At 71.6% G+C, this 22420-nt stretch carries 20 protein-coding genes; 10 read left to right on the top strand and 10 right to left on the bottom strand.

Features of this window, described 5'->3' with window-relative positions:
- Nucleotides 1–96: 96 nt before the first annotated feature.
- Complete coding sequence (locus ACAX67_RS11455; RefSeq protein ID WP_370703975.1) at nucleotides 97–3483, bottom strand: pyruvate carboxylase; 3387 nt, start codon at nucleotides 3481–3483, stop codon at nucleotides 97–99.
- A gap of 130 nt (nucleotides 3484–3613) precedes the next feature.
- Between ACAX67_RS11455 and ACAX67_RS11450 the strand changes: the two genes are divergently transcribed.
- Entirely contained in the window at nucleotides 3614–4435 is an 822-nt protein-coding gene (locus ACAX67_RS11450) for a calcium-binding protein (protein WP_370703974.1), read from the top strand.
- Between the two features lie 5 nt (nucleotides 4436–4440).
- Here the strand turns inward: ACAX67_RS11450 and ACAX67_RS11445 are convergent, their stop codons facing one another.
- Nucleotides 4441–4827, bottom strand: coding sequence for a type II toxin-antitoxin system PemK/MazF family toxin (locus tag ACAX67_RS11445; RefSeq protein ID WP_370703973.1), 387 nt, complete (start codon nucleotides 4825–4827; stop codon nucleotides 4441–4443).
- A gap of 74 nt (nucleotides 4828–4901) precedes the next feature.
- Between ACAX67_RS11445 and ACAX67_RS11440 the strand changes: the two genes are divergently transcribed.
- The 3 genes from ACAX67_RS11440 (at nucleotide 4902) to ACAX67_RS11430 (ending at nucleotide 7959) form a co-directional block, all read left to right on the top strand.
- Nucleotides 4902–6329, top strand: coding sequence for a BamB-related PQQ repeat family beta-propellar protein (locus ACAX67_RS11440; protein WP_370703972.1), 1428 nt, complete (start codon nucleotides 4902–4904; stop codon nucleotides 6327–6329).
- Between the two features lie 74 nt (nucleotides 6330–6403).
- Nucleotides 6404–7294: a calcium-binding protein gene (locus tag ACAX67_RS11435; RefSeq protein ID WP_370703971.1), complete on the top strand. Its 891-nt coding sequence runs from the start codon at nucleotides 6404–6406 to the stop codon at nucleotides 7292–7294.
- A 98-nt stretch (nucleotides 7295–7392) separates the two neighbouring features.
- Nucleotides 7393–7959: a hypothetical protein gene (locus ACAX67_RS11430; protein ID WP_370703970.1), complete on the top strand. Its 567-nt coding sequence runs from the start codon at nucleotides 7393–7395 to the stop codon at nucleotides 7957–7959.
- On the opposite strand, the gene ACAX67_RS11425 is transcribed toward ACAX67_RS11430, so the two are convergent.
- Nucleotides 7960–9750, bottom strand: coding sequence for an acetyl/propionyl/methylcrotonyl-CoA carboxylase subunit alpha (locus ACAX67_RS11425; protein WP_370703969.1), 1791 nt, complete (start codon nucleotides 9748–9750; stop codon nucleotides 7960–7962).
- Between the two features lie 119 nt (nucleotides 9751–9869).
- Here ACAX67_RS11425 and ACAX67_RS11420 point away from each other — a divergent pair, with 119 nt between their 5' ends.
- Nucleotides 9870–10523: an NADPH-dependent F420 reductase gene (locus ACAX67_RS11420; RefSeq protein WP_370703968.1), complete on the top strand. Its 654-nt coding sequence runs from the start codon at nucleotides 9870–9872 to the stop codon at nucleotides 10521–10523.
- 33 nt (nucleotides 10524–10556) lie between these two features.
- Entirely contained in the window at nucleotides 10557–11753 is a 1197-nt protein-coding gene (locus ACAX67_RS11415; protein WP_370703967.1) for an acyl-CoA dehydrogenase family protein, read from the top strand.
- Nucleotides 11754–11807: 54 nt separating this feature from the next.
- Here the strand turns inward: ACAX67_RS11415 and ACAX67_RS11410 are convergent, their stop codons facing one another.
- Nucleotides 11808–12413 (bottom strand): Maf family protein, encoded by a 606-nt coding sequence (locus ACAX67_RS11410; protein ID WP_370703966.1) that lies wholly within the window; start codon nucleotides 12411–12413, stop codon nucleotides 11808–11810.
- A 98-nt stretch (nucleotides 12414–12511) separates the two neighbouring features.
- Here ACAX67_RS11410 and ACAX67_RS11405 point away from each other — a divergent pair, with 98 nt between their 5' ends.
- Both ACAX67_RS11405 and ACAX67_RS11400 read left to right on the top strand, forming a co-directional pair.
- Complete coding sequence (locus tag ACAX67_RS11405) at nucleotides 12512–13033, top strand: SigE family RNA polymerase sigma factor (RefSeq protein ID WP_370703965.1); 522 nt, start codon at nucleotides 12512–12514, stop codon at nucleotides 13031–13033.
- On the top strand, nucleotides 13026–14186 hold the full coding sequence (locus tag ACAX67_RS11400; RefSeq protein WP_370703964.1) for a hypothetical protein: 1161 nt from the start codon (nucleotides 13026–13028) through the stop codon (nucleotides 14184–14186). Before ACAX67_RS11405 ends, ACAX67_RS11400 begins: the two co-directional genes overlap by 8 nt.
- Here the strand turns inward: ACAX67_RS11400 and ACAX67_RS11395 are convergent.
- The 4 genes from ACAX67_RS11395 to ACAX67_RS11380 form a co-directional block, all read right to left on the bottom strand.
- Nucleotides 14183–15268, bottom strand: coding sequence for a DNA glycosylase AlkZ-like family protein (locus ACAX67_RS11395; RefSeq protein WP_370703963.1), 1086 nt, complete (start codon nucleotides 15266–15268; stop codon nucleotides 14183–14185). The two genes, ACAX67_RS11400 and ACAX67_RS11395, sit on opposite strands and share 4 nt — an antisense overlap.
- Nucleotides 15269–15275: 7 nt before the next feature.
- Nucleotides 15276–16946 (bottom strand): DUF885 domain-containing protein, encoded by a 1671-nt coding sequence (locus ACAX67_RS11390; protein WP_370703962.1) that lies wholly within the window; start codon nucleotides 16944–16946, stop codon nucleotides 15276–15278.
- Between the two features lie 86 nt (nucleotides 16947–17032).
- Entirely contained in the window at nucleotides 17033–17389 is a 357-nt protein-coding gene (locus tag ACAX67_RS11385; RefSeq protein ID WP_370703961.1) for a DUF4345 family protein, read from the bottom strand.
- A 54-nt stretch (nucleotides 17390–17443) separates the two neighbouring features.
- Complete coding sequence (locus ACAX67_RS11380; protein WP_370703960.1) at nucleotides 17444–18403, bottom strand: helix-turn-helix transcriptional regulator; 960 nt, start codon at nucleotides 18401–18403, stop codon at nucleotides 17444–17446.
- 54 nt (nucleotides 18404–18457) lie between these two features.
- On the opposite strand from ACAX67_RS11380, the gene ACAX67_RS11375 reads away from it, so the two are divergent.
- Nucleotides 18458–19570, top strand: a complete 1113-nt coding sequence (locus tag ACAX67_RS11375; protein WP_370703959.1) for an epoxide hydrolase family protein — start codon at nucleotides 18458–18460, stop codon at nucleotides 19568–19570.
- A gap of 109 nt (nucleotides 19571–19679) precedes the next feature.
- On the opposite strand, the gene ACAX67_RS11370 is transcribed toward ACAX67_RS11375, so the two are convergent.
- Together ACAX67_RS11370 and ACAX67_RS11365 are read right to left on the bottom strand one after the other, a co-directional pair.
- Nucleotides 19680–19919, bottom strand: coding sequence for an acyl-CoA carboxylase subunit epsilon (locus ACAX67_RS11370; RefSeq protein WP_370703958.1), 240 nt, complete (start codon nucleotides 19917–19919; stop codon nucleotides 19680–19682).
- Nucleotides 19919–21499 carry an acyl-CoA carboxylase subunit beta gene (locus ACAX67_RS11365; RefSeq protein ID WP_370704535.1) on the bottom strand — a complete coding sequence of 527 codons (1581 nt, stop codon included), beginning with the start codon at nucleotides 21497–21499 and terminating at the stop codon, nucleotides 19919–19921. The genes ACAX67_RS11370 and ACAX67_RS11365 overlap by 1 nt, the downstream gene beginning before the upstream one ends.
- Before the next feature lie 84 nt (nucleotides 21500–21583).
- Here ACAX67_RS11365 and ACAX67_RS11360 point away from each other — a divergent pair, with 84 nt between their 5' ends.
- On the top strand, nucleotides 21584–22396 hold the full coding sequence (locus ACAX67_RS11360) for a biotin--[acetyl-CoA-carboxylase] ligase (protein WP_370703957.1): 813 nt from the start codon (nucleotides 21584–21586) through the stop codon (nucleotides 22394–22396).
- Nucleotides 22397–22420 lie beyond the last annotated feature (24 nt).

Below are 22420 nucleotides of genomic sequence, written 5' to 3'. Positions count from 1 at the left end.
GGCCGTCCGAGGTACGAGGACGGGCCCGTGGACACGCGAAGGGCGCGTATCGAGACCCGGTGAGGTGCCCGCCGACGGCGAGCGGAACGGCGAGGGCTACTCGGCGTCCGACAGCACCAGCACCAGGTCGCCGCCCTCGAGGGGACGGGTCCCGCTGAAGGCGACCCGCTTGACGGTGCCCGCGCGCGGAGCGGTGATCGAGGCCTCCATCTTCATCGCCTCGATGGTGGCCACGGTGTCGCCCGCGGCGACCTCCGCGCCCTCCTCGACGGCGAGGGTGACCGCGCCCTGGTACGGCGCCGCGACCTGGTCGGGGTCCGCCGGGTCGGCCTTCTCCGAACCCTCGGTGTCGGCGGTGATGCTGAGGTCGCGCACGGGGATCGGCCGCATCTGGCCGTTGATCAGGCACAGGACGGTCCGGTAGCCCTTCTCGTCGGGCTCGCTGATCGCCTCCAGGCCGAGAAGCAGCCGCTTGCCCTCCTCGAGGTCGACGGCGTGCTCCTCGCCGGCACGCAGGCCGTAGAGGTACTCCAGCGTCGGCAGGATCGAGACGTCGCCGTACGTCGAGCGCGCGGCGTCGTACTCCTTCGTCGGCCCGGGGAACAGCAGCCGATTGAGGGTGTGCCGGCGGTCCTTGGCGAGCCCTTCGCGGTCCTCGTCGGTGAGCTCGCCCGTCGGGGGCTCCCACGTGCGGCCCTCGAGGGCCTTGGTGCGGAACGGCTCGGGCCAGCCGCCGGGCGGGTCGCCGAGCTCGCCGTGGAGGAACCCGATGACCGACGCCGGGATGTCGTAGCTGGCCGGGTCGGCCGCGAACTCCTCAGGGTCCGCGCCGAGGCCGACCAGCGCGAGCGCGAGGTCGCCGACGACCTTCGAGGAGGGCGTCACCTTCACGATGTCGCCGAGGATGTCGTTGGCCGCGGCGTACATGTCCTCGATCTGCTCGAAGCGCTCGCCGAGCCCGAGCGCGACCGCCTGCTGCCGCAGGTTGGAGAGCTGGCCGCCGGGGATCTCGTGGCGGTAGACGCGGCCCGTCGGCGAGGCGAGACCCGACTCGAACGGCGCGTACACGCGGCGGACCGCCTCCCAGTACGGCTCCAGGGCGCTCACGGCGGCGATGTCGAGGCCGGTCTCCCGGTCGGAGTGGTCGGTCGCCGCGACGAGAGCGGTGAGGGAGGGCTGGGAGGTGGTGCCCGACATCGAGGCCGCGGCCGCGTCGACGGCGTCGACGCCGGCGTCGATCGCCGCGAGGAGGGTGGCGAGCTGGCCGCCAGGGGTGTCATGGGTGTGGAGGTGCACGGGCAGGTCGAACCGTTCGCGGAGCGCGGTGACCAGACGGCGGGCCGCGGGTGCGCGCAGCAGGCCGGCCATGTCCTTGATCGCCAGCACGTGTGCGCCGGCGTCGACGATCTGCTCGGCCAGGCGCAGGTAGTAGTCGAGCGTGTAGAGCTTCTCGCCGGGGTCGGACAGGTCGCCGGTGTAGCAGAGCGCGACCTCGGCCAGGGCCGTGCCGGTGCCGCGGACGGCGTCGATCGCCGGGCGCATCTGGTCGACGTCGTTGAGCGCGTCGAAGATCCGGAACACGTCCAGGCCGGACTGGACGGCCTCCTGCACGAAGGCCTCGGTGACCTCGGTGGGGTACGGCGTGTAGCCGACCGTGTTGCGGCCGCGCAGCAGCATCTGCAGGCAGATGTTCGGCATCGCCTGGCGCAACCGGGCCAGGCGGTCCCACGGGTCCTCCGACAGGAACCGCAGGGCGACGTCGTAGGTGGCCCCGCCCCAGCACTCGACCGACCACAGCTGCGGGGTCATCCGGGCGACGTGGCCGGCAGCGCCGAGCAGGTCGATGGTGCGAACCCTGGTCGCGAGCAGGCTCTGGTGCGCGTCGCGGAACGTGGTGTCGGTGACCGCGACGTCCTTGCGGGCGCGCAGCCGACGGGCGAACTCCTCCGGACCGAGGTGGAGCAGCTGCTGACGGGTGCCGTCGGGAGCCGGCACGTCCAGCGACAGCGGCGGCAGCTTGGTCGCCGGGTCGAGGGTGACGGGCGGGTCGCCGTACGGCTTGTTGACCGTGGTCTCGGCGAGGTAGCGCAGCAGCTGCCCGCCCTGGTCGACGGACTTGCGCGCCCGCAGCAGCTGCGGATGGGTCTCGATGAAGGAGGTCGTCACGCCGCCCGCGGAGAAGTCGGGGTCGGTGAGGACGGCCTGCAGGAAGCCGAGGTTGGTGCGCACGCCGCGGATGCGGAACTCCGCCACCGCGCGCTGCGCCTTCTGCACCGCCTGGTCGAACGTGCGACCCCGACAGGTGAGCTTGGAGAGCATCGAGTCGAAGTGGGGGCTGACCTCGGCGCCGTTGTAGGTGGTGCCGCCGTCGAGGCGGACGCCGGGCCCGCCGGGGGAGCGGTACGTCGTGATCTTGCCCGTGTCCGGACGGAAGTCGTTGGCGGGGTCCTCGGTGGTGATGCGGCACTGCAGCGCGGCACCGCGGAGCCGCACGCTGTCCTGCGAGAGCCCGAGGTCGGCGAGCGTCTCGCCCGCCGCGATGCGCAGCTGCGACTGCACGAGGTCGACGTCGGTGATCTCCTCGGTGACGGTGTGCTCGACCTGGATGCGAGGGTTCATCTCGATGAAGACGTAGCTGCCCTTCGGGTCGAGCAGGAACTCCACCGTGCCGGCGTTGCGGTAGCCGATCGCGCGCGCGAAGCGGACGGCGTCGGCGCACATGCGGTCGCGCAGGGCCGGGTCGAGGTGCGGCGCCGGCGCGATCTCGATGACCTTCTGGTGGCGCCGCTGGACGGAGCAGTCGCGCTCGAACAGGTGGATCACCTCGCCGGTGTCGTCGGCCAGGATCTGCACCTCGATGTGCCGCGGGTCGACCACGGCCTGCTCGATGAAGACCGTGGGGTCGCCGAAGGCCGCCTCGCCCTCGCGCATGCAGGCCTCGACCGCCTCCCGCAGCCGCGCCGGGTCGTCGACGCGGCGCATGCCGCGACCGCCGCCGCCGGCCACCGCCTTCACGAACACCGGGAACGGCAGGTCGCCGGCCGCCTCGACGAGCGCGTCGACGTCGGTGGAGGGCTCGACGCCCTGCAGCGTCGGCACGCCGGCCTCGCGGGCGGCTGCGATCGCGCGGGCCTTGTTGCCGGTGAGCTCCAGCACGGTCGCAGGCGGTCCGACGAAGGTGATGCCGGCGTTGACGCACGCCTCGGCCAGCGCGGGGTTCTCCGAGAGGAAGCCGTAGCCCGGGTAGACGGCGTCGCAGCCGGCGCGCACCGCGACCTCCACGATCGCGTCGGGGTCGAGGTAGCTGCGCACGGCGTGGCCGCGCTCGCCGATCTCGTAGGCCTCGTCGGCCCGCATCCGGTGCTCGGACCAGCGGTCCTCGTAGGGGAAGACCGCGACCGTCCGGGCGCCCATCTCGTAGGCGGCTCGGAAGGCCCGGATCGCGATCTCGCCTCGGTTGGCGACGAGCACCTTCAGGAACATGAGGTCAGCCTAGGGTCGGGAACGACGGGGCAGCAGGGCGCGGGCATGGGACACCGGTACCCACGAACGGCGGCGTTGCGCGGCCTCCTGGCCGACCTGCCGCCGTACTCTCGGACGCTGAGGAGGCACGATGCGCGGACGCGCGATGCTGGCAGCGGTGGCGGCGCTGCTGGGGCTGGCGGTGCTCGCCACGCTCTTCGGCGTCGCCTCGCACGACCCGGGCGCCGAGCTGTCCGCCGCCGGCGCCACCTGCGAGGGCCTCCCCGCGACGATCGTCGGCACCGACCGCAACGACACCATCACCGGCACCAGCGGCGCCGACGTCGTCGTCGCGAAGGGCGGCAACGACACGATCACGACGTACGGCGGCGATGACGTCATCTGCGCAGGTGCGGGCGACGACAAGATGTTCACCGGCGACGGCAACGACGTCACGATCGGTGGCAACGGCAACGACTGGGTGACCAGTGCGGCCGGCGGCGACCGCGTCGTCGGCGGACCGGGCGACGAGACGGTCGACCTCACCACCAGCTCCGACAACCCGGTCACGCTGCTCGGCGACGAGGGCCTCGACCTGCTGACCCTGACGGTCACCGGCACCGAGCCGGTGCTGGTCGACCAGGCCGAGCAGGTGCTCATCCTCGGTCCGGAGCCCGAGCACTCACCGGGCGCGATCAGCGGCTGGGAGCTGGTGTGGCTCAAGGGCGACCACTCCTGGACCTACGTCGGCACCGACGAGCCCGACAGCCTGATCGCGGTGGACGGGCACCTGAGCGCGTCGACGTACGGCGGCAACGACGTCGTCTCCGCGGGTGGCGGCGACGACATCGTCAACGGCGGTGACGGCCGCAAGGACGCCGCTGCCGTGCAGGGCGGCGCGAACAGCTGCGCGGAGGTCGAGTGGGGCGACTGCCCGCCGACCGTCGTCCTGCCCGGCGCGCGTCCGGTCTAGCGGCGTCAGCCGATCAGGGCCGCGCGGGCGGCGAGCACCTCGGCGTAGGTCTCCGGGTCGAGCGCGGCGCCCTCGCGCCGTACGTCGGACTCGCGGAGCGTCACCAGACGGTCGAGGCGCGCCTCGCTGGGGCGGTGCTCGCGGTCCCAGCCGCCGGTGCCCACGTCCATCCAGTGCCGGCCCGCCCTGGCCTCCTGGGCAGCGTCGCGGTCGTGGTCCTTGCTCGTCATGACCAGGCAGTCGACGACCCGATCCCCGTCGTCCTCGCGGGCGGCGATGACGAGCACCGGGCGGTCCTTGCCCTGACGGGGGTCGTCCTCGTAGGGCACCCAGGCCCAGCAGACCTCGCCGGGATCGGGGCGGCCGTCGGCGACGGGGCGGTAGTCGGTCACGGTCGTCACCCTGCCAGACGGTCGTTGGGCGGGCCCACTTGTCTCTCGCCGCACGACCGGAGAGGATGGCCGGCATGTCTCGGGGGGATCGACAGGTTGCTGCCATTTTTCTCAGCGTCGCGCTGGCCGTCGTGCTGGCCGCGTGCACGGCCGACGAGGGCGGTGGGTCGGGTGATCCGGGGTCGGGCGCGTCGACCTCGGCCGAGCCCGCACCGGTGACCCTCGGTGAGGGTGGTGCGCTCGCGGTCGAGGCCAGGAGCGGCCGGCTCGGCGCGACCCGCTCGACCGGTGGCGCGCCGCCGGGCGTCCTCGTGACCGACGACCGCGTCGTGGAGACGACCGGCGACGACGTGATCCGCGTCGTCGACCGGGCGACGCACGAGGCCGTCTGGCAGCACGACTTCACCGAGCGCGCGAAGGGTCGGGAGGACGGGCTGTGCACCGATCCCGTCGTGTCGCCCGACGGCGCGCACCTGGTCATCGGCATGACCATCGACCAGCTCGACTGTGCGCGCATCGTCCTGATCGACCTGGAGACGGGCGACGTCGTGAGCGACGTGCCGCTCATCTCGAAGACCTTCACCGGCTACGACATCACGTTCTACCGCCACATCCGCGCGTTCGCGGTCGTCGCCGGCTCCGTGTGGTGGACGGCCGACGACGCGGTCGGCTCCGTCGACGAGACCGGCCGGCCGGCGACGGTCCTCGGGAAGCACGACCTCCACCTCCGCGGGGACGACCAGACCTACAGCGTGGCCGTGCCGCCCGACGGCGACCTGTTCATCGTCGAGGTGGGGCACGGCACGCCGACGACCAAGCGCTACCGCCGTGAGTGGTTCGGGATCCGCCCCGCGGCGGACGGCTCGGCGGAGATCGCCTGGGTCACGCCCGAGAGTCCGAAGGGCGTGGGGTTCCACGACCTCGCGTCGCCGTTGAACGTGGAGCTGTTCGACGGCATCGGCGCGCCGGTGGTCGCCTCGCTCACCCGCAACAGGCTGGCCGTCGGCCACCTGGATGCTGCGACCGGTCGCCTCGACCGCGCGGCGGTGATCGGTTGGTCGTACCTGTCGCTCTTCGAGCCCAGCTACTCGCGGTCGGAGGCCGTCGACGGCTCCCGGCTCTTCGTCGCGGCGGGCCCACCCAAGGACGAGCAGACCTCGGTCCTGGCGCTCGACCTCGACGCCGGACGTCAGCTGTGGCGCACCGACGTCACGCCGACTCCGAGCGTCGAGCGGGGGGAGCGACCGAGCGTCATGCGCGTGGTACGGGGCACCGACGGTGACCTCTACGCGCTGGTCGGTGACCCCGACCTCGGTCCGGCCGAGATCCAGCGCTTCGACAGCGACACCGGCGAGCAGACGGGCGTCTGGTCCGTGCCGGAGGACATCGACTACATCCGCTACGACCTCGCCGTCGTCGACGACACCGTCGTCCTCACCGCAGGCGATGCGGCCGACGCTCCCGGTCTGCGGCGCAGCTACTGGCTGCGCGTGGCGAGCTGACGTCAGGGCTGATCCGCCGCGCGGGAGTGCGGTCTCGCCTACCCTGGCGGGACACGAGCACGGGAGGGCACGTGATGCGGAGGGTCCTCGGTGGAGGAGCGGCGGCGTGCCTGGTGGCCGCACTGGGCGCAGGCGTGCCCGCGACGACGGCGGCCGCGCCGGTGCGGCTCTGCAACGGCCTGCAGGCGACCATCGTCGGCACTGCCGGTGATGACCACCTCGTCGGCACCGACGGCGACGACGTCATCGTCGCCCTGGCCGGCGACGACGGCATCGAGTCCGGCGCCGGTGACGACACCGTGTGCGGCAACGGAGGCTCCGACCAGGTGTTCGACCTCGGCGGTGACGACGTGGTCATCGGGGGAGACGGCGACGACAGCGTGATCGCCGGCGAGGGGCACGACGTCGTGCGGCTCGGTGCCGGCAAGGACTACTTCGACCTCTACGGAGACCCGGGCCCCGTCGACCTGTGGCTCGGACCGGGTGACGACGCGTTCGCCCTCTGGCTCCCGGCTGGCGGCTCGGTCAACGCCGGTCCCGGCGACGACGACCTCAACATCGTGACCGTGCCGGGAGTCCCTGCGACCCTGATCGGCGGTGAGGGTCTCGACCTCCTCACGCTCCGCGTGGACGAGTCTCCCGACACGTCGCCGGTCTACATCAGCGAACGCACCGCGACCCTGCGCCTGGGGCGCGGCCCGCGCGGTCGAATGCGAGGGTGGGAGTCCTACCTGCTCTTCGGTGATCACGACTGGGTGTACCGGGGGACCAACGGCAAGGACGCGGTGGCCGCGCTGGACGGCCGGTTGCGCGCGCACCTCTACGGCGGCGACGACTTCGCCCAGGTGCGGGGCGTCGGACCCCACTACATCGACGCCGGGAGCGGCAGCGACTACGTCGACGGCAGCCCGCGGTACGCCGTCTGCGTGGCCGCGGAGTTCGGGGCGTGCTCGCCGAATCCCTAGGGGATTGCAACCCATCCTCGTGAGATCGCGTCCCTTGCTCGTGCTCGATCCGAGCACGGCCCCCCAGGGCGACCCGAACCCCTCGAGGAGAGACCCCGATGAACAAGATCGTCAGCACCGCCGCCGCCCTGTCGGCCGTTGCCCTCACCGCCGGCCTGATCGCCGGCACGACGGGCATCGCGCACGCAGAGCGCTACGGCATCGACGACCCCGACGACAGCCCGCACGGGTCGGACCTCCACGCCGTCGACATCCGCAACGGCGCCGACGACCTCGTCGTCGTGACCACGCACGACAACCTCCGACGCGACCCCAGCACCGGCTCGGCCGGCGCGATCTTCATCAGCACCGACCCCGAGGACCTCGGTCCGGAATATGTCTTCGTCGGCGGCTTCACCGACGGCACCGACTACCAGCTGGTGCACACCGAGGGCTTCGCTGTCAGCCAGTGGGGCGACCCGGTCGAGGACGGCGACTACCGGATGAAGGTCGACTACAAGGCCGACACCGTGCGGTTCAAGATCTCCCGGGCAGCGATCGGCGACGCCACGGACGTCCGGATCGCCGTGCGCGTCGGCGGCAGTCGCACCGACGGCACCACGCGCGGCCTGACCGACTGGCTGGGTCAGCCCCGCGCCTTCACGCCGTGGATCGCCCAGGGCTGATCAGGCGTCCTTGAGCTCGCAGACGACCTCGCCGTTGCCGATGGTGGCGCCCACCTCGGCCTTCAGGCCGGTCACGGTGCCGGCCTTGTGGGCCTTGAGGGGCTGCTCCATCTTCATCGCCTCGATGACGACCACGACGTCGCCCTCGGCGACCTCCTGACCCTCCTCGACCGCGATCTTGACGATCGTGCCCTGCATCGGGCTGGTGACGGAGTCGCCGGAGGCGGCGGCGCCCGCCTTCTTGCCACCCGCGCGCTTCGGCTTCTTCGCGCCGCCCGCGGGACCTGCGGACAGGCCGCCGAGACCGGCGGGGAGGACGACCTCGAGGCGCTTGCCGCCGACCTCGACGACGACCTTCTGCCGCTCGCCGGCCTCCTCGGCCTCGCCGGGCGCGCCGCCGTACGGCGTGATCTGGTTGTCGAAGTCGGTCTCGATCCAGGTCGTGTAGACCGTGAACTCGCCCTTGCCGGACGGGTTGGAGGCGCCGACCCAGGCCGGGTCGTTGACGATGACCTCGTGGAAGGTGAGCGCGGTCGGCATGCCGTCGACCTCGAACTCCGAGAACGCGCGCCGCGAGCGCTCGATCGCCTGGGTGCGGTCCTTGCCGGTGATGATCAGCTTGGCGATGAGGGAGTCGAACGAGCCGGGGATCGTCTCGCCGTTCTCGTAGCCGCCGTCGACGCGCACGCCGGGGCCCTGCGGCGGGTTCCACGCGGTCAGCGTGCCGGGGGCCGGCATGAAGTTGTTGCCGCCGTCCTCGGCGTTGATGCGGTACTCGATCGCGTGGCCGCGGATCTCGGGGTCGTCGTAGCCCAGCTCCTCGCCGGCCGCGATGCGGAACATCTCGCGGACCAGGTCGATGCCGGTGACCTCCTCGGACACGCAGTGCTCGACCTGGAGGCGGGTGTTGACCTCGAGGAAGGAGATCGTGCCGTCGGCGGCGACGAGGAACTCGCAGGTGCCGGCGCCGACGTAGCCGGCCTCCTTGAGGATCGCCTTGGAGGACTCGTAGAGACGCGCGACCTGGTCGTCGGACAGGAACGGCGCGGGCGCCTCCTCGACGAGCTTCTGGTGGCGGCGCTGCAGCGAGCAGTCGCGGGTGGAGACCACCACGACGTTGCCGTGCTGGTCGGCGAGGCACTGGGTCTCGACGTGGCGGGGCTTGTCGAGGAACTTCTCGACCAGGCACTCGCCGCGACCGAACGCGGCGATCGCCTCGCGGGTGGCGGACTCGAAGGCCTCCGGGATCTCCTCCAGCGTGCGAGCGACCTTGAGTCCGCGGCCACCCCCACCGAAGACAGCCTTGATGGCGACGGGCAGGCCGTTCTCCTCGGCGAACGCGATGATCTCGTCGGCGTCCTTGACCGGGTCCTTCAGGCCGGGCGCGAGCGGCGCGTTGGCCTTCTGCGCGATCTGCTTGGCCTTGGCCTTGTCGCCGAGGGCGTCGATGGCGTCGGGCGAGGGACCGATCCAGGTCAGGCCGGCGTCGATGACGGCCTGGGCGAACGCCGCGTTCTCGGCGAGGAAGCCGTAGCCCGGGTGCACGGAGTCGGCGCCGGACTCCTCGGCCGCCGCGATGATCTTCTCGATCACCAGGTAGGAGTCGCCCGGCGTGGCGCCGTCGAGGGAGTACGCCTCGTCGGCCATGCGGACGAACAGCGCATCACGGTCGGGCTCGGCGTAGACGGCCACCGAGCCGATGCCCGCGTCCTTGCACGCCCGGATCACGCGGACCGCGATCTCACCACGATTGGCGATCAGAACCTTCTGCAACGGCTTGGTCTCGGGCACGCGACATCTCCTCGTCGTCTCGGATCGTCCGGCAGTCTAGGGCTCTTGCGGGGCACCACTTCACCGGGCATTCAGTTATGAACGTTGTGCCCCCGCGTACCGGCGAGTAGACACGGCACATGCAGATCGCAGTCCTCGGCACCGGCGTCGTCGGCCGGACCCTCGCCCCCCGCTTCGCCGAGCTCGGCCACGACGTGACCATCGGCACGCGCGACCCGGCCGCCACCGCCGCCCGGCAGGAGTACGCCGACTGGCAGGCCGCGCACCCCGAGGTCGGCCTCGCGACCTTCGCCGGTGCGGCGGAGCTGGCGGCGCTGGTGGTCAACGCCACCAACGGCGACGCGACCCTCGACGTGCTCGCGCAGGCCGGTGAGCTCGGTGGGAAGATCGTGCTCGACATCTCCAACGGCCTCGACTTCTCCGGCGGCTTCCCGCCGCGCATCACGTTCCCCCAGGACGACTCGATGGCCGAGCAGGTCCAGCGTGCCCACCCGGCGGCGCTGGTGGTGAAGTCGCTCAACACGATGACGGCCGACGTGATGGCCCACCCCGACCAGCTGCCCGACCCGGGCACGGTCTTCATGTCGGGCGACGACCCAGCCGCCAAGGAGGTGGTCGCGGCCCTGCTCACCGAGCTGGGGCACACCGACGTCGTCGACCTCGGGGACGTGACGACCGCACGGGGCACCGAGTGGATGATGCCCGCCTGGCTGCGGGTGATGGGAGCGGTCGGGTCGCCGTACTTCAACTGGAAGGTGGTCCGCGGAGGTTAACAATCGTTAACCTCGCGGGCTACGATGCCTCCCATGACGTTCGAGCTGTCCCGTGAGCACGAGGAGTTCCGCCGCACCGTCCGCGACTTCGCGGAGTCCGCGATCGCGCCGCACGTGGCGCAGTGGGACCGCGACCACCACTTCCCGACCGACGTGGTGCACCAGATGGGCGACCTCGGGCTGTTCGGCCTCGTCGCGCCGGAGGAGTACGGCGGCGCCGGGCTCGCGCCCGAGGACGGCCCGTTCACGTCCCTCTGCCTGGCCATCGAGGAGCTCGGCCGCGTCGACCAGTCGATGGGCATCACGCTCGAGGCGGGGGTCGGGCTCGGCATCAACCCGATCCTGACCTACGGGACCGACGAGCAGAAGCAGCGCTTCCTCCCCGACCTCGTCGCCGGCCGCACCCTCGCCGCCTTCGGCCTGACCGAGCCGGGGGCCGGCTCCGACGCCGGCGCCACCCGCACCAAGGCGGTGCTCGACGGCGATGAGTGGGTCGTCAACGGCGCGAAGCAGTTCATCACCAACTCCGGCTCCGACATCACCTCGGTCGTGACCGTGACCGCCCGCACCGGCACGCGGGAGAACGGCAGCGCGGAGATCAGCGCGATCGTCGTACCGGCGGGCACTCCCGGCTTCACCGCCGAGCCCGCCTACGACAAGCTCGGCTGGCACATCTCCGACACCCACCCGCTCAGCTTCGAGGACTGCCGGGTGCCCTCCGACCACCTGCTGGGGGAGCGCGGCCGCGGCTACGCGCAGTTCCTCGCCACGCTCGACGACGGGCGGGTCGCGATCGCCGCGCTCGCGGTCGGCCTGATCCAGGCCTGCGTCGACCTGTGCGTCGACTACGCGGGCGAGCGCCAGACGTTCGGTGGCCCGATCGGCCGCAAGCAGGGCGTCGCGTTCCAGATCGCCGACCTCGAGGTCATGCTCCACGCGTCCCGCCTGCTGACCTACAAGGCGGCCGCGATGAAGGACGCGATGGACACCCCCGGTGGCCCGTCCACCCAGGCCTTCAAGCACGCCGCCTCGATCGCGAAGCTGTACACGTCGGAGTCGGCCGTGACGGCGACCCGCATCGCCACCCAGGTCTTCGGCGGCTACGGCTTCATGGAGGAGTACTCCGTCGCCCGCTTCTACCGCGACGCCAAGATCCTCGAGATCGGCGAGGGCACCAGCGAGGTCCAGCGGATGCTCATCGCCCGCGGGTTGGGCCTACCTGTCGAGTGAGTCGCGTCGTCCCTGACGTGTGGGTCCTGAATCGGCGAATTCCGGACCGGCACGTCAGGGACGAGACGCCCAGAGGTCTGTCCAGGAGTGGCCGAGCTCGATGACCAGGTCGCGCAGGAGCGGCAGGCTGACACCGACGACGTTGTGGTGGTCACCCTCGATGCCGGTGACGAAGGCGCCGCCGAGGCTGTCGACCGTGAACGCGCCGGCGACATGGAGCGGCTCGCCGGTGGCGACGTACGCCTCGACCTCCTCGTCCGACACGTCAGCGAAGAAGACGGTGGTCGACGCGGTCGCGGCGGCGACCTGCCCGCTCGCGGTGTCGCGCAGGCAGTGGCCTGTGTAGAGGACGCCGGAGCGGCCGCGCATCGCGTGCCACCTCTCCCGGGCGACGGCAGCATCTGCCGGCTTCCCGAGAGCCTCGCCGTCGAGCTCGAGCACCGAATCGCAGCCGAGCACCAGTGCGTCGGCGGGCACCTCGTCGCGCCCGGCGACCGCCGCACACTTCAGCTCGGCCAGCTGCAGGGCCATCTCAAAGGGCGGCAGCCCGTCGGCCTGCGACTCGTCGACCCCCGACACGATCACCGTCGGGTCCAGCCCCGCGCTGCGCAGGGTGGCGAGCCGGGCGGGGGAGGCGGAGGCGAGCACGAACGTCGGCATGTCCGGAACCCTAGATGAGCAACGCGCCACGAAATCGTTGCAACCTCCGGGGTCACTCGATGGTCGTACGAGATGCGACACACTCCGAGGAGGTGACCATGGACAGCGACACGAGTGGAGCGCAGGACCCGATCCAGCTGTGCTTCGACGCGTCGTACCGGCGCCTCGTCGGCCAGCTGTACGGCGTCTGCGGTGACCTGACGGAGGCGGAGGAGGTCGTTGCCGAGGCGTTCGCCCGCGCCGTGAGCCGGCGACGCTCGTTCGAGCGGATGGACAACCCCGAGGCCTGGCTGCGCACGGTCGCCGTCAATCTGGCCCGCACCCGCTACCGCCGCCGGCAGCTGGGGGAACGGCTGCTCCGCCGGACCTACTCCGCGGGCGACGAGCACCGGCCGGCCTTGAGCGATGACCGCATCGCCCTGGTGGCAGCGCTGCGCTCCCTGCCCGCAGCGCAACGCGAGACCCTCGCCCTCCACTACCTCGCCGACATGCCGATCGCCGACGTGGCGGCGACGCTCGGCGTCCCGCTCGGGACGGTGAAGGCCAGGCTCAGCCGTGGCCGCGCCGCCCTCACTGCCGCGCTCGGTGACAGCGACATCTTCGGAGGCAGCCATGCATGACATCGCGCACGCAGCCGCTGATGCCGCTCGCGTCCCGGACTACGACCAGGTGCTGGCGAAGGGACGTCGCCATCGCGCCCGCCGCCGGGGGATCGCCGTCGGAGCTGCCGCCCTCGCGGTGGCGACGATCGTCGGCGTCACGCAGGTCGTCGGCGGCGGTGACGGCGGCGCGCCGGAGCCGGCGCCGAGCCCGGACGTGCCGACGGGGTCGGACCCGACCAACATCCCGTACTGGGTCGACGGCACGCTCCACGTGGGCGACGAATCCATCGAGACCGACCTCGCCTCCACGCTCTTCGTCGCCGGAACGACCGTCGTCGGGTCCACGGACGAGGAAGGTCGTAGCGAGTACGCCCTGGTTGACGGCGACGGGCTGGTGCCGATCGTCGAGAGCGAGCACGCGGTGCAGCCGGCCATCTCGCCGGACGGAGAGATGGTGGTGCTGCTGGAGTCCACGTCGTCGGTCGAGCAACGGCTCAGCGCGTGGGACGTCGAGACCCGCAGCGAGATCGCGTCGGTCGAGATCCCCCTCGACAAGGCCCAGCCCGAGTTCGTGGTCGGGATCGACCGGGACCGCCGGGTCTTCCTGACCGACCAGCGCGACTCGGCGCTGATGTGGGTGCCCGGTGACGACCCGGTCCCGTTGCTCGGAGTCTCGCCCAGCGCCCTCGGGACGACGAACTGGCCGGGCGGGTTGGCGTACAGGCGGGTCAAGGGCGGGACTGGCATCGGCACGACACTTGGCGACGTCTTCGGCACCGTCGACGACGGTGGGACCTTCCACGAGGTCGGGACCCTCTCGCGGTTGGCGAGCGGCGTCGGCACGTGGTCGCCCAGCGGAAAGGTCTACGCGACCTACCTGCACACGGACTACGAGCCTCCCGGGGACGGCAAGTACCTCAGCCTCGAGTACGCCGACGGCCGTGACCCGACCACGATCGCACTGCCGGATGCGCAGTTCTGGCAGTTCGTGGCGTGGGAGTCGGACACCCAGCTGCTGCTCTTCGTGCCAGGTGACCAGCCCGATCCCGATGCGCCCCCGCTCGTCGACGAGTTGGCCCGGTGCGACGTCGTCGCGCTGACCTGCACCCTGATCGACGAAGTGCCCGAAGGCGCCGTCCAGTGGGCGTGGGTCGCCGGCTCTGGCCGCTAGCGGCGCACCACCTCGACCCCGAGCCAGCCGGCGAGGGCGTCGATCTCGGCCTCGACGGCGTCGCCGATGTCGGGGTCCCAGGGGAAGTCCTCGTGGATGGCGAAGACGTTGAGCACGCGCGCCTTGCGGTCGACCTTGGCGTCGAGCTTCCCGACGAGCCGGTCGCCATGCAGGATCGGCAGGGCGAAGTAGCCCCACCGCCGCTTGGCCGCGGGCTTGTACATCTCCAGCACGTACTCGAAGTCGAAGAGGTCCAGCGCCCGCTCGCGGTCGTAGACCAGCCGGTCGTACGGCGACAGCAGGGCCGTCCGCGGCGCGAAGTCGTCGTCGTCGGCGGCGGCCAGCGCGTCGGGGTCGACGCGCCACTCACCGTCGATGCCGTCGACCACGCACGGCTCGCCCCGGTGCGCGGCGGCGACCTCCTCGCCCTGGAGCTTGGTCGTGCGCCGGGCGATGCCGAGCGAGGCGAGCCGGCGCTCGTCGAGGATCGCCTTGGCCTCGTCGTAGGAAGGGATCTCGAGGTCGGCCGGGTAGACCCGCTCGGGCACGTCCCAGGTGCGGAGCTTGCCGCGCCGCCCGCTGATCGCCACGTCGCCGACCCGGCAGAGCATCTCGAGCATCCGGTCGACGTTCTTGTCGTTGGTCCACCCGGATGACTGCCACGGCACCTGGGACGTGTCAGGCACCTCGGCCGCGGTGAGCGGCCCCTCGGCGGCGAGCAGGCCGATCACGTCGGCACGGAAGCCCGCGTTGGCCTCGAGCCACTCGTAGCTGGTGGCGTGCATCCGGTCGCGGGCGGTGGCGAGGACCAGGCCGATGTCGTCCATCGGACGGATGAAGGAGGAGTGCTCCACGAGCGAGCGCTCCTCCTCCACCGCGAAGCGCAGGTCGGAGTGCTCGTAGCCGTCGCCCAGGCGCGACCACGACACGAGGTCGACGTTGGGCGCGATCGCCGCGGTCGGGTCGATCTGGACCAGCGTGAGCTGGTCGACGGTGGCGAAGAGCGACTCCGGTCGGCCGGCGTCGAGCAGCTGCGCGCGCACGGCGATCTGCCGCGCCCGGGCGAGGTCGAGCGTGAGCACGCAGTGCTCAGAGCCGGGCGAGCGCGGCCTTCAGCGGGTCGAGCCCGATCGAGCCGAGGTCGAGCGCCGCGGTGTGGAAGGCCTTCAGGTCGAAGTCGGCCCCCTTCCTGGCCTTGACCTCGTCACGTGCCTCGAGCCAGATCCGCTCGCCCACCTTGTAGCTCGGCGCCTGGCCCGGCCAGCCGAGGTAGCGGTTGACCTCGAAGCCGAGCTGGCCGTCCTCCATCTGGGAGTGCGCGCGCATGAACTCGTGCACCAGCTCGCCGTCCCACACCTCGCCGCCGCGCCAGCCGAACGGGTTGTCGGCCGGGATGGTGAGGCCGAGGTGCACCCCGATGTCGACGATCACCCGCGCCGCGCGGAAGCCCTGCATGTCGAGGAAGCCGAGCCGGTCGCCCGGGTCGTCGAAGTAGCCGAGCTCGTCCATCAACCGCTCGGAGTAGAGCGCCCAGCCCTCGCCGTGGCCGCTGACCCAGCACATCAGCCGCTGCCAGCGGTTGAGGAGGTCGGCGCGGTAGACGACCTGTGCGCACTGCAGGTGGTGGCCGGGCACACCCTCGTGGAAGACCGTCGTGGTCTCCTGCCAGGTCGAGTAGCGCTCGTGGTCGTCGGTGAAGGAGAACCACATGGTGCCGGGGCGCGAGAAGTCCTCCGAGGGCGGCGTGTACCAGGCGCCTCCGTCGTGGGTCGGTGCCACCTTGCAGGCGATCGTGCGGATCGGCTCGGCGATGTCGAAGTGGACGCCGTCGAAGCTCGCGAGGATCGAGTCGGCCTTCTCCTGCATCCACGCCTCGAACGCCTCGCGGCTGCCGCAGTCGCGGGCCGGGTCGGCCTCGAGCGCCTTGACGGCGTCGTCGACCGAGCCGCCCGGCACGATCCGCTGCGCCGTCGCGCGCATGTCGGCCTCGATGCGCGCGAGCTCCTCGAACCCCCACCGGTAGGTGTCCTCGAGGTCCACCTCGGCGCCCAGGAAGTAGCGCGACTCCAGCGCGTAGTGGTCGCGGCCGACGCCGTCGCGCTCACGGCCCCGGGGCACCAGCTCGGTCTCCGTGTAGCGCCCGAAGTCGGCGTACGACGCCGATGCCGCTGCCGCGACCGCGGCCAACCGGTCGCGCATCCCCTCGGGGGCGGTCGCGACCAGGTTGCCGAAGTAGTCGCCGGTGGCGCCCTCCTGGCCGGTCCAGCCGCGCAGCTGGTGGGCCACCTCGACGTACTGCCGGCGTGAGGAGACGCGTCCGGCGGCCGCCTCGGCGTCCAGCGTCTGGCGGTAGCCGTTCACGGCGGCCGGCACCGCGGCGAGCCGGTCGCCGATCGTCTGCCAGTCCTCGGTCGTGCTCGTGGGCATCAGGTCGAACGCCTCGCGGATCTCGTGGATGCCGCTGCTGATCACCGAGAACGAGGAGCGGTCGTAGCCGGCGTCGATCTTCTCGACCATGAGGCCGACCCGCTCGAGGAAGGCGTCCTTCGCGATCTGCTCGCGCTCGTCGGTCGCCTCGATCGCCCGGACCTCGGCCAGGGCCCGGCGCTGCAGCTCGTCGCGGGCGTCGAACCCGTCCGGCGACATGTCCGGCAGCCGGTCGTCGTGACCCGGGATGCCGGCGAACGTCGCCGTGATCGGGTCGAGGGCCACGACGTCCTCGACGTACTGGTCGGTGCGGGCATCCACGGGTCGCGTCATAGGACGACCTTATGTCCGGCCGCGGACAGCGCGCACCGGAGAATCTTCGCGAGGGTGATGGTCGGGGTGACGCCTGTCCGCAGGGGTCAGGCCCGGGAGCGCCGCGCGCCGAGCACCAGGGCTCTGGCGATCGCCGTCTCGAGGGCGATGAAGCCCGCCATCTTCAGGCTCGGTGGGCGACCCTCGAAGGCCGACGAGGCGATCCGTCCGGCGGCCATGCCGGCCGTCGCCACCCCGATCGCGGTGCCCGACGAGGCGGGTGCCACGACGAGGCTCGCGGCGAAGGCGAGGGGCAGGCCGCCGTACACGGCGCGGACCTCGGTGCGCGCGTCCTGGGTGGGCGCGGTGATGTCGACGACCGCGGGGACGACCGACGGCTTGAGGAGGGAGACGACGCCCAGCCCGGCGTAGGACACGGCGCCGAAGGCGATGAGTCGGTTCATGGCCCGATCCTTCCGCCTCGGCAGCGACGGGGCATCCGTCCGTGGTCGGAGATCTCAGCGCGCGGCGGCCGCGTAGCGATCGGCCAGCACGCGCAGGTGGTCGGCCAGTGCGGGCGGCGACTCCACGGTGAAGTCGAGTCCGAGCATGCCGATCCACACCGCGACGACCTCGAGGCTGTCGCCCCCGGTGACCAGCACGCTGCGCCCGTCCGGCAGCGGCTCGACGGTGCCGACGGCGGGGTTGATGCGGGCCACCACCTCGTCGGCGGGCGCGTCGATGACGAGCCGCGCGTGCACGGCCCATCCGGTGCGTGCGACCTCCCGCACGACGAGCTCGGTCAGGTCGCCCGGGTAGTCGACCGGCACGAAACGGCGACCTCCGGGAGTGCGGAGGGTCAGCCAGTCCACGCGGTACGGCGACCACGACCCGCTCGCGGGATCGCGCCCGACGACGTACCACCGCCGCTGCCAGGCGACCAGGCGGTAGGGCTCGATCTCGACGCGCTCCTCGGTGCCGGCCGGGCGGTAGAACGCGCGCAGCCCGTCGTGGTCGCGGATGGCCGAGGCGATCGCGGTCAGGACGGCCGGGTCGACCTCGGGGTCGTCGACGTTGGAGTCGGTGTTGGCCGGCCCCGCGCTGGTGGCGTCGCGCAGGGCTGCGAGCTGGCGTCGCAGCCGGTCGGGCAGCACGTGCTCGAGCTTGGCCAGCGCACGGGCGCCGCTCTCCTCGAAGCCGGCGACGCCGGTGACCGTGCGCAACCCGACCGCGACGGCGACCGCCTCCTCGTCGTCGAGCAGCAACGGCGGGAGCTTCGCGCCGACGCCCAGTCGGTAGTGGCCGTCGCGGCCGCGGGTGGCGTCGACGGGGTAGCCGAGCTCGCGGAGACGCGCGACGTCGTTGCGCACGGTGCGGTCGCTGACGCCGAGCCGCTCGGCGAGCTCGGGGCCGGTCCAGTCGGCTCGCGCCTGCATCAGCCCGAGCAGCTCGAGGACCCGTCCGGACGTCTTCTTCATCAACCCGTTTTATCAGGAACCAACTGTTCCTGAATGGCTCCTAGTGTCGGCGACATGAACCAGATCGAGCCCTTCGCCCTCACCGTCCTCCAGTCCGACCTCGACGACCTCCAGCAGCGCCTCGCACACACCCGGTTCGCGCCGGCCGTGCCCGGCGACTCCTGGGACTACGGCACTCCCGAGGCCTACCTGCGCTCCATGGTCGAGCGGTGGCAGGCCTTCGACTGGCGCGCGGTCGAGGACCGGGTCAACGCCTACCCGGGCTTCCTGACCGAGGTCGACGGTCAGCGGATCCACTTCCTCCACGTCCGCTCGGCGGTGGAGGACGCCACGCCGCTGCTGCTCGCGCACAGCTACCCGGGCTCCATCCTCGACTTCCTCGACATGATCGACCCGCTGGTCGACCCCGAGGCCCACGGAGGCACGGCGGCCGACGCGTTCCACGTCGTGATCCCCTCGATGCCCGGCTTCGGCTGGTCGACCCCGGTCGTCGACACCGGCTGGACGATGGCGCGGGTCGCCGGCACCTACGACCAGCTGATGCGCCGCCTCGGCTACCCGTCGTACGGAGTCCACGGCTCCGACGGTGGCGCGATGGTCGGCCGCGAGCTCGCGGTGCTCGATCCCGAGGGCTTCCGTGGCGCGCACGTGCTGCAGCTGTTCTCCTTCCCGTCGGGCGACCCGAGCGAGTTCGAGGCCTTCGGCCCGAAGGAGTACGCCGCGCTCGAGCACCTCGGGTGGTTCCAGTCCGTCGGCGGCTACAACCAGATGAACGGCACCCGGCCGCAGACGGTCGCCGCCGGCCTCGCGGACTCGCCGGTCGCGGTGCTGGCCTACAGCGAGCTCTTCGAGAGCTTCGGCAACGGCACCAGCCTCGTCACCCCCGAGCAGGTGCTCGCGCAGGCGACGCTCTACTGGCTGACGAACACCTACGGCTCCGCCGCCCGCTACCACTTCGAGGAGCAGCGGTCCGGGGCCGAGCCGGTCGTGAGCAGGGGCCGGATCGGCGTCGCCGTCTTCAAGGACGACTTCCAGACGATCCGCCCGCTCGCCGAGCGCGACAACGCCGGCATCCAGCACTGGACCGAGCACGAGCGAGGCGGTCACTACGCCGCGATGGAGGTCCCGGACGAGGTGGTCGCCGACCTGCGGGTGTTCTTCGCCTGACCACTACCTCGGTGTTGGGTGCGCTCCCTCGGTGCTGTGACTCGTCACATCGCCGAGGGAGTGGCCGTTCCGCTCCGGGAGCGGACCCAACACTGAGTTACAGCAGCGGTCAGCGGCCGCCGCGGGCGCTGGCCTGCCAGGCACCGCGGTAGTGGACGTGCGCGCCGCGCATCCGGCGAGCCGGGGAGGCCCACTCCGAACGGGGCTCCTCCGGCGCCGGCGCGCTGCCTCCCATCGCCGAGAACACGGCGACGATGGCCGCGACCTCCTCGGGGGTCGCGGTCGGCGTGATGACCTTGAGCAGCGGGCGCTGCTCCTCGGCGACCTCGGGCTCCACGTCGTCAGCCATCAGAGCGGGATGTTCCCGTGCTTCTTGGGCGGCAGCGTCTCGCGCTTGGTCTTGAGCAGCCGCAGGGCCCGGACGATCTCGACCCGGGTCTCGTGGGGCTGGATGACGGCGTCGACGTAGCCGCGCTCGGCCGCGATGTAGGGGTTCGCGAGCGTGGTCTCGTACTCGTCGATCAGCTCCGCGCGCTTGGCCTCCACGTCGCCGCCGGCGGCCTCGACCTCGGCCAGGGTGCGCCGGTGCACGATGTTGGCCGCGCCCTGGGCGCCCATGACCGCGATCTGGCCGGTCGGCCACGACAGGTTGATGTCGGCGCCGAGGTGCTTGGAGCCCATGACGTCGTAGGCGCCGCCGTAGGCCTTGCGGGTGATGATCGTGACCAGCGGGACGGTGGCCTCGGCGTAGGCGTAGATCAGCTTGGCGCCGCGGCGAATGATGCCGTTCCACTCCTGGTCGGTGCCGGGCAGGAAGCCGGGCACGTCGACGAACGTCACGACCGGCACGTTGAAGGCGTCGCAGGTGCGCACGAACCGCGCGGCCTTCTCGGAGGCGTCGATGTCGAGGGTGCCGGCGAACTGCATCGGCTGGTTGGCCACGATGCCGACCGAGCGACCCTCGACCCGGCCGAAGCCGACGATGATGTTGGGCGCGAAGAGCGGCTGCACCTCGAGGAACTCGTCGTCGTCGAGCACGGTGGTGATCACGTCGTGCATGTCGTAGGGCTGGTTCGGGCTGTCGGGGATGAGGGTGTCCAGCGCGAGGTCCTCGTCGTTGAACTCGAGATCAGCCACGTCGTCGTACGACGGCGCCTCGTCCATGTTGTTCTGCGGCAGGTAGGACAGCAGCGCCTTGACGTACTCCAGCGCGTCCTCCTCGTCGGCGCCCATGTAGTGGGCGTTGCCCGACTTGGTGTTGTGCGCCCGCGCACCGCCGAGGTCCTCCATCGAGACGTCCTCGCCGGTGACGGTCTTGATGACGTCGGGACCGGTGATGAACATCGCGGAGGTCTTGTCGACCATGATCGTGAAGTCGGTGACCGCGGGGGAGTAGACGTGTCCGCCGGCGCAGTTGCCCATGATCAGGCTGATCTGCGGGATGACGCCCGAGGCGTGCACGTTGCGGCGGAAGATCTCGCCGTAGAGGCCGAGCGAGACCACACCCTCCTGGATGCGAGCGCCGGCGCCCTCGTTGATGCCGATGATGGGGCAGCCGGTCTTGATCGCCAGGTCCATGACCTTGGTGATCTTCTCGCCGTAGACCTCGCCGAGCGAGCCGCCGAAGATCGTGAAGTCCTGGCTGAACACGCACACCTGGCGACCGTCGATCGTGCCGTAGCCGGTGATCACGCCGTCGCCGTAGGGGCGGTTCTTCTCGAGGCCGAACGCGGTCGACCGGTGCCGCGCCAGCTCGTCGAGCTCGACGAAGGAGCCCTCGTCGAAGAGCTGCTCGATGCGCTCGCGCGCGGTCTGGCGCCCCTTCGCGTGCTGCTTCTCCACCGCCTTCTCCGACGCGGCGTGGACAGCCTCGTCCAGACGCTTGTCGAGGTCGGCGAGCTTGCCGGCGGTCGTGTGGATGTCGGGCATCCCGGACTCGTCGGTGGGGGTGCTGGTCGCTTCGGCAGTCACGGTTCTTGGCCTCCTGAAGGTTCGAGTGGAAGGGTAGTGGGCGTGACCGCAGACGCCGACCAGCGCCCACCCCTCGATGCGGCGCTGCTGGCCGAGGAGCTCGCGCTGACCCCCGACCTGACGCTCGAGCTGCTCCCCGAGAGCCCCTCGACCAACCGGGTCGCGGCCGACCGTGCCCGCGAGGGGGCGCCCGACGGACTGCTCGTGGTCGCCGACCACCAGACCGCGGGCCGGGGGCGCCTCGACCGCACCTGGGAGACGCCGGCGGGCGCGGCGATCACGTTCTCGCTCCTGCTCCGGCCGACGGTGCCGGCCGCGTCGTGGCCGTGGCTGCCGCTGCTGACGGGGCACACCGTGGCCAAGGCGCTCGACTCCTTCGGCTACGACGCCCGGGTCAAGTGGCCCAACGACGTGCTGATCGAGGGCAAGAAGGTGGCCGGCATCCTCGTCGAGCGCATCGAGACCGGGAGCGGCGCTGCTGCGGTCGTCGGCGTCGGCATCAACGTGACGACCGATCCCGACGAGCTGCCGGTGCCCACGGCGACGTCCCTGCGGATCGCCCACGGCGACCGCACGCCGACCCGTGAGGGCGTGCTGCTGGCGGTCGTGGCGGGCCTGCGCGAGGGCTACGACGCGTGGCAGGCCGGTGGGTCCGAGGCGGGCGAGCGGCTCGCGTCGTCCTACGCCGCCGCCTGCTCGACCGTGGGCCAGGACGTGCGCGTCGACCTCCCCGGGGGTACGGCGATCAGCGGTCGTGCCGTCGACGTCGACCGCGACGGACGACTGGTGGTGGAGACCGCCGACGGTCTGGAGAAGGTCGGCGCGGGCGACGTGGTCCACGTCGTTCCGGGATGACGCCTCCCCGAATGCCGCTCGCAA

Origin of the sequence: Nocardioides candidus (assembly GCF_041321175.1) — a bacterium.
Classification (GTDB): domain Bacteria; phylum Actinomycetota; class Actinomycetes; order Propionibacteriales; family Nocardioidaceae; genus Nocardioides.
Note: the sequence above shows the minus strand (reverse complement) of the source record. Positions and strands in the feature narration are given on the sequence as shown.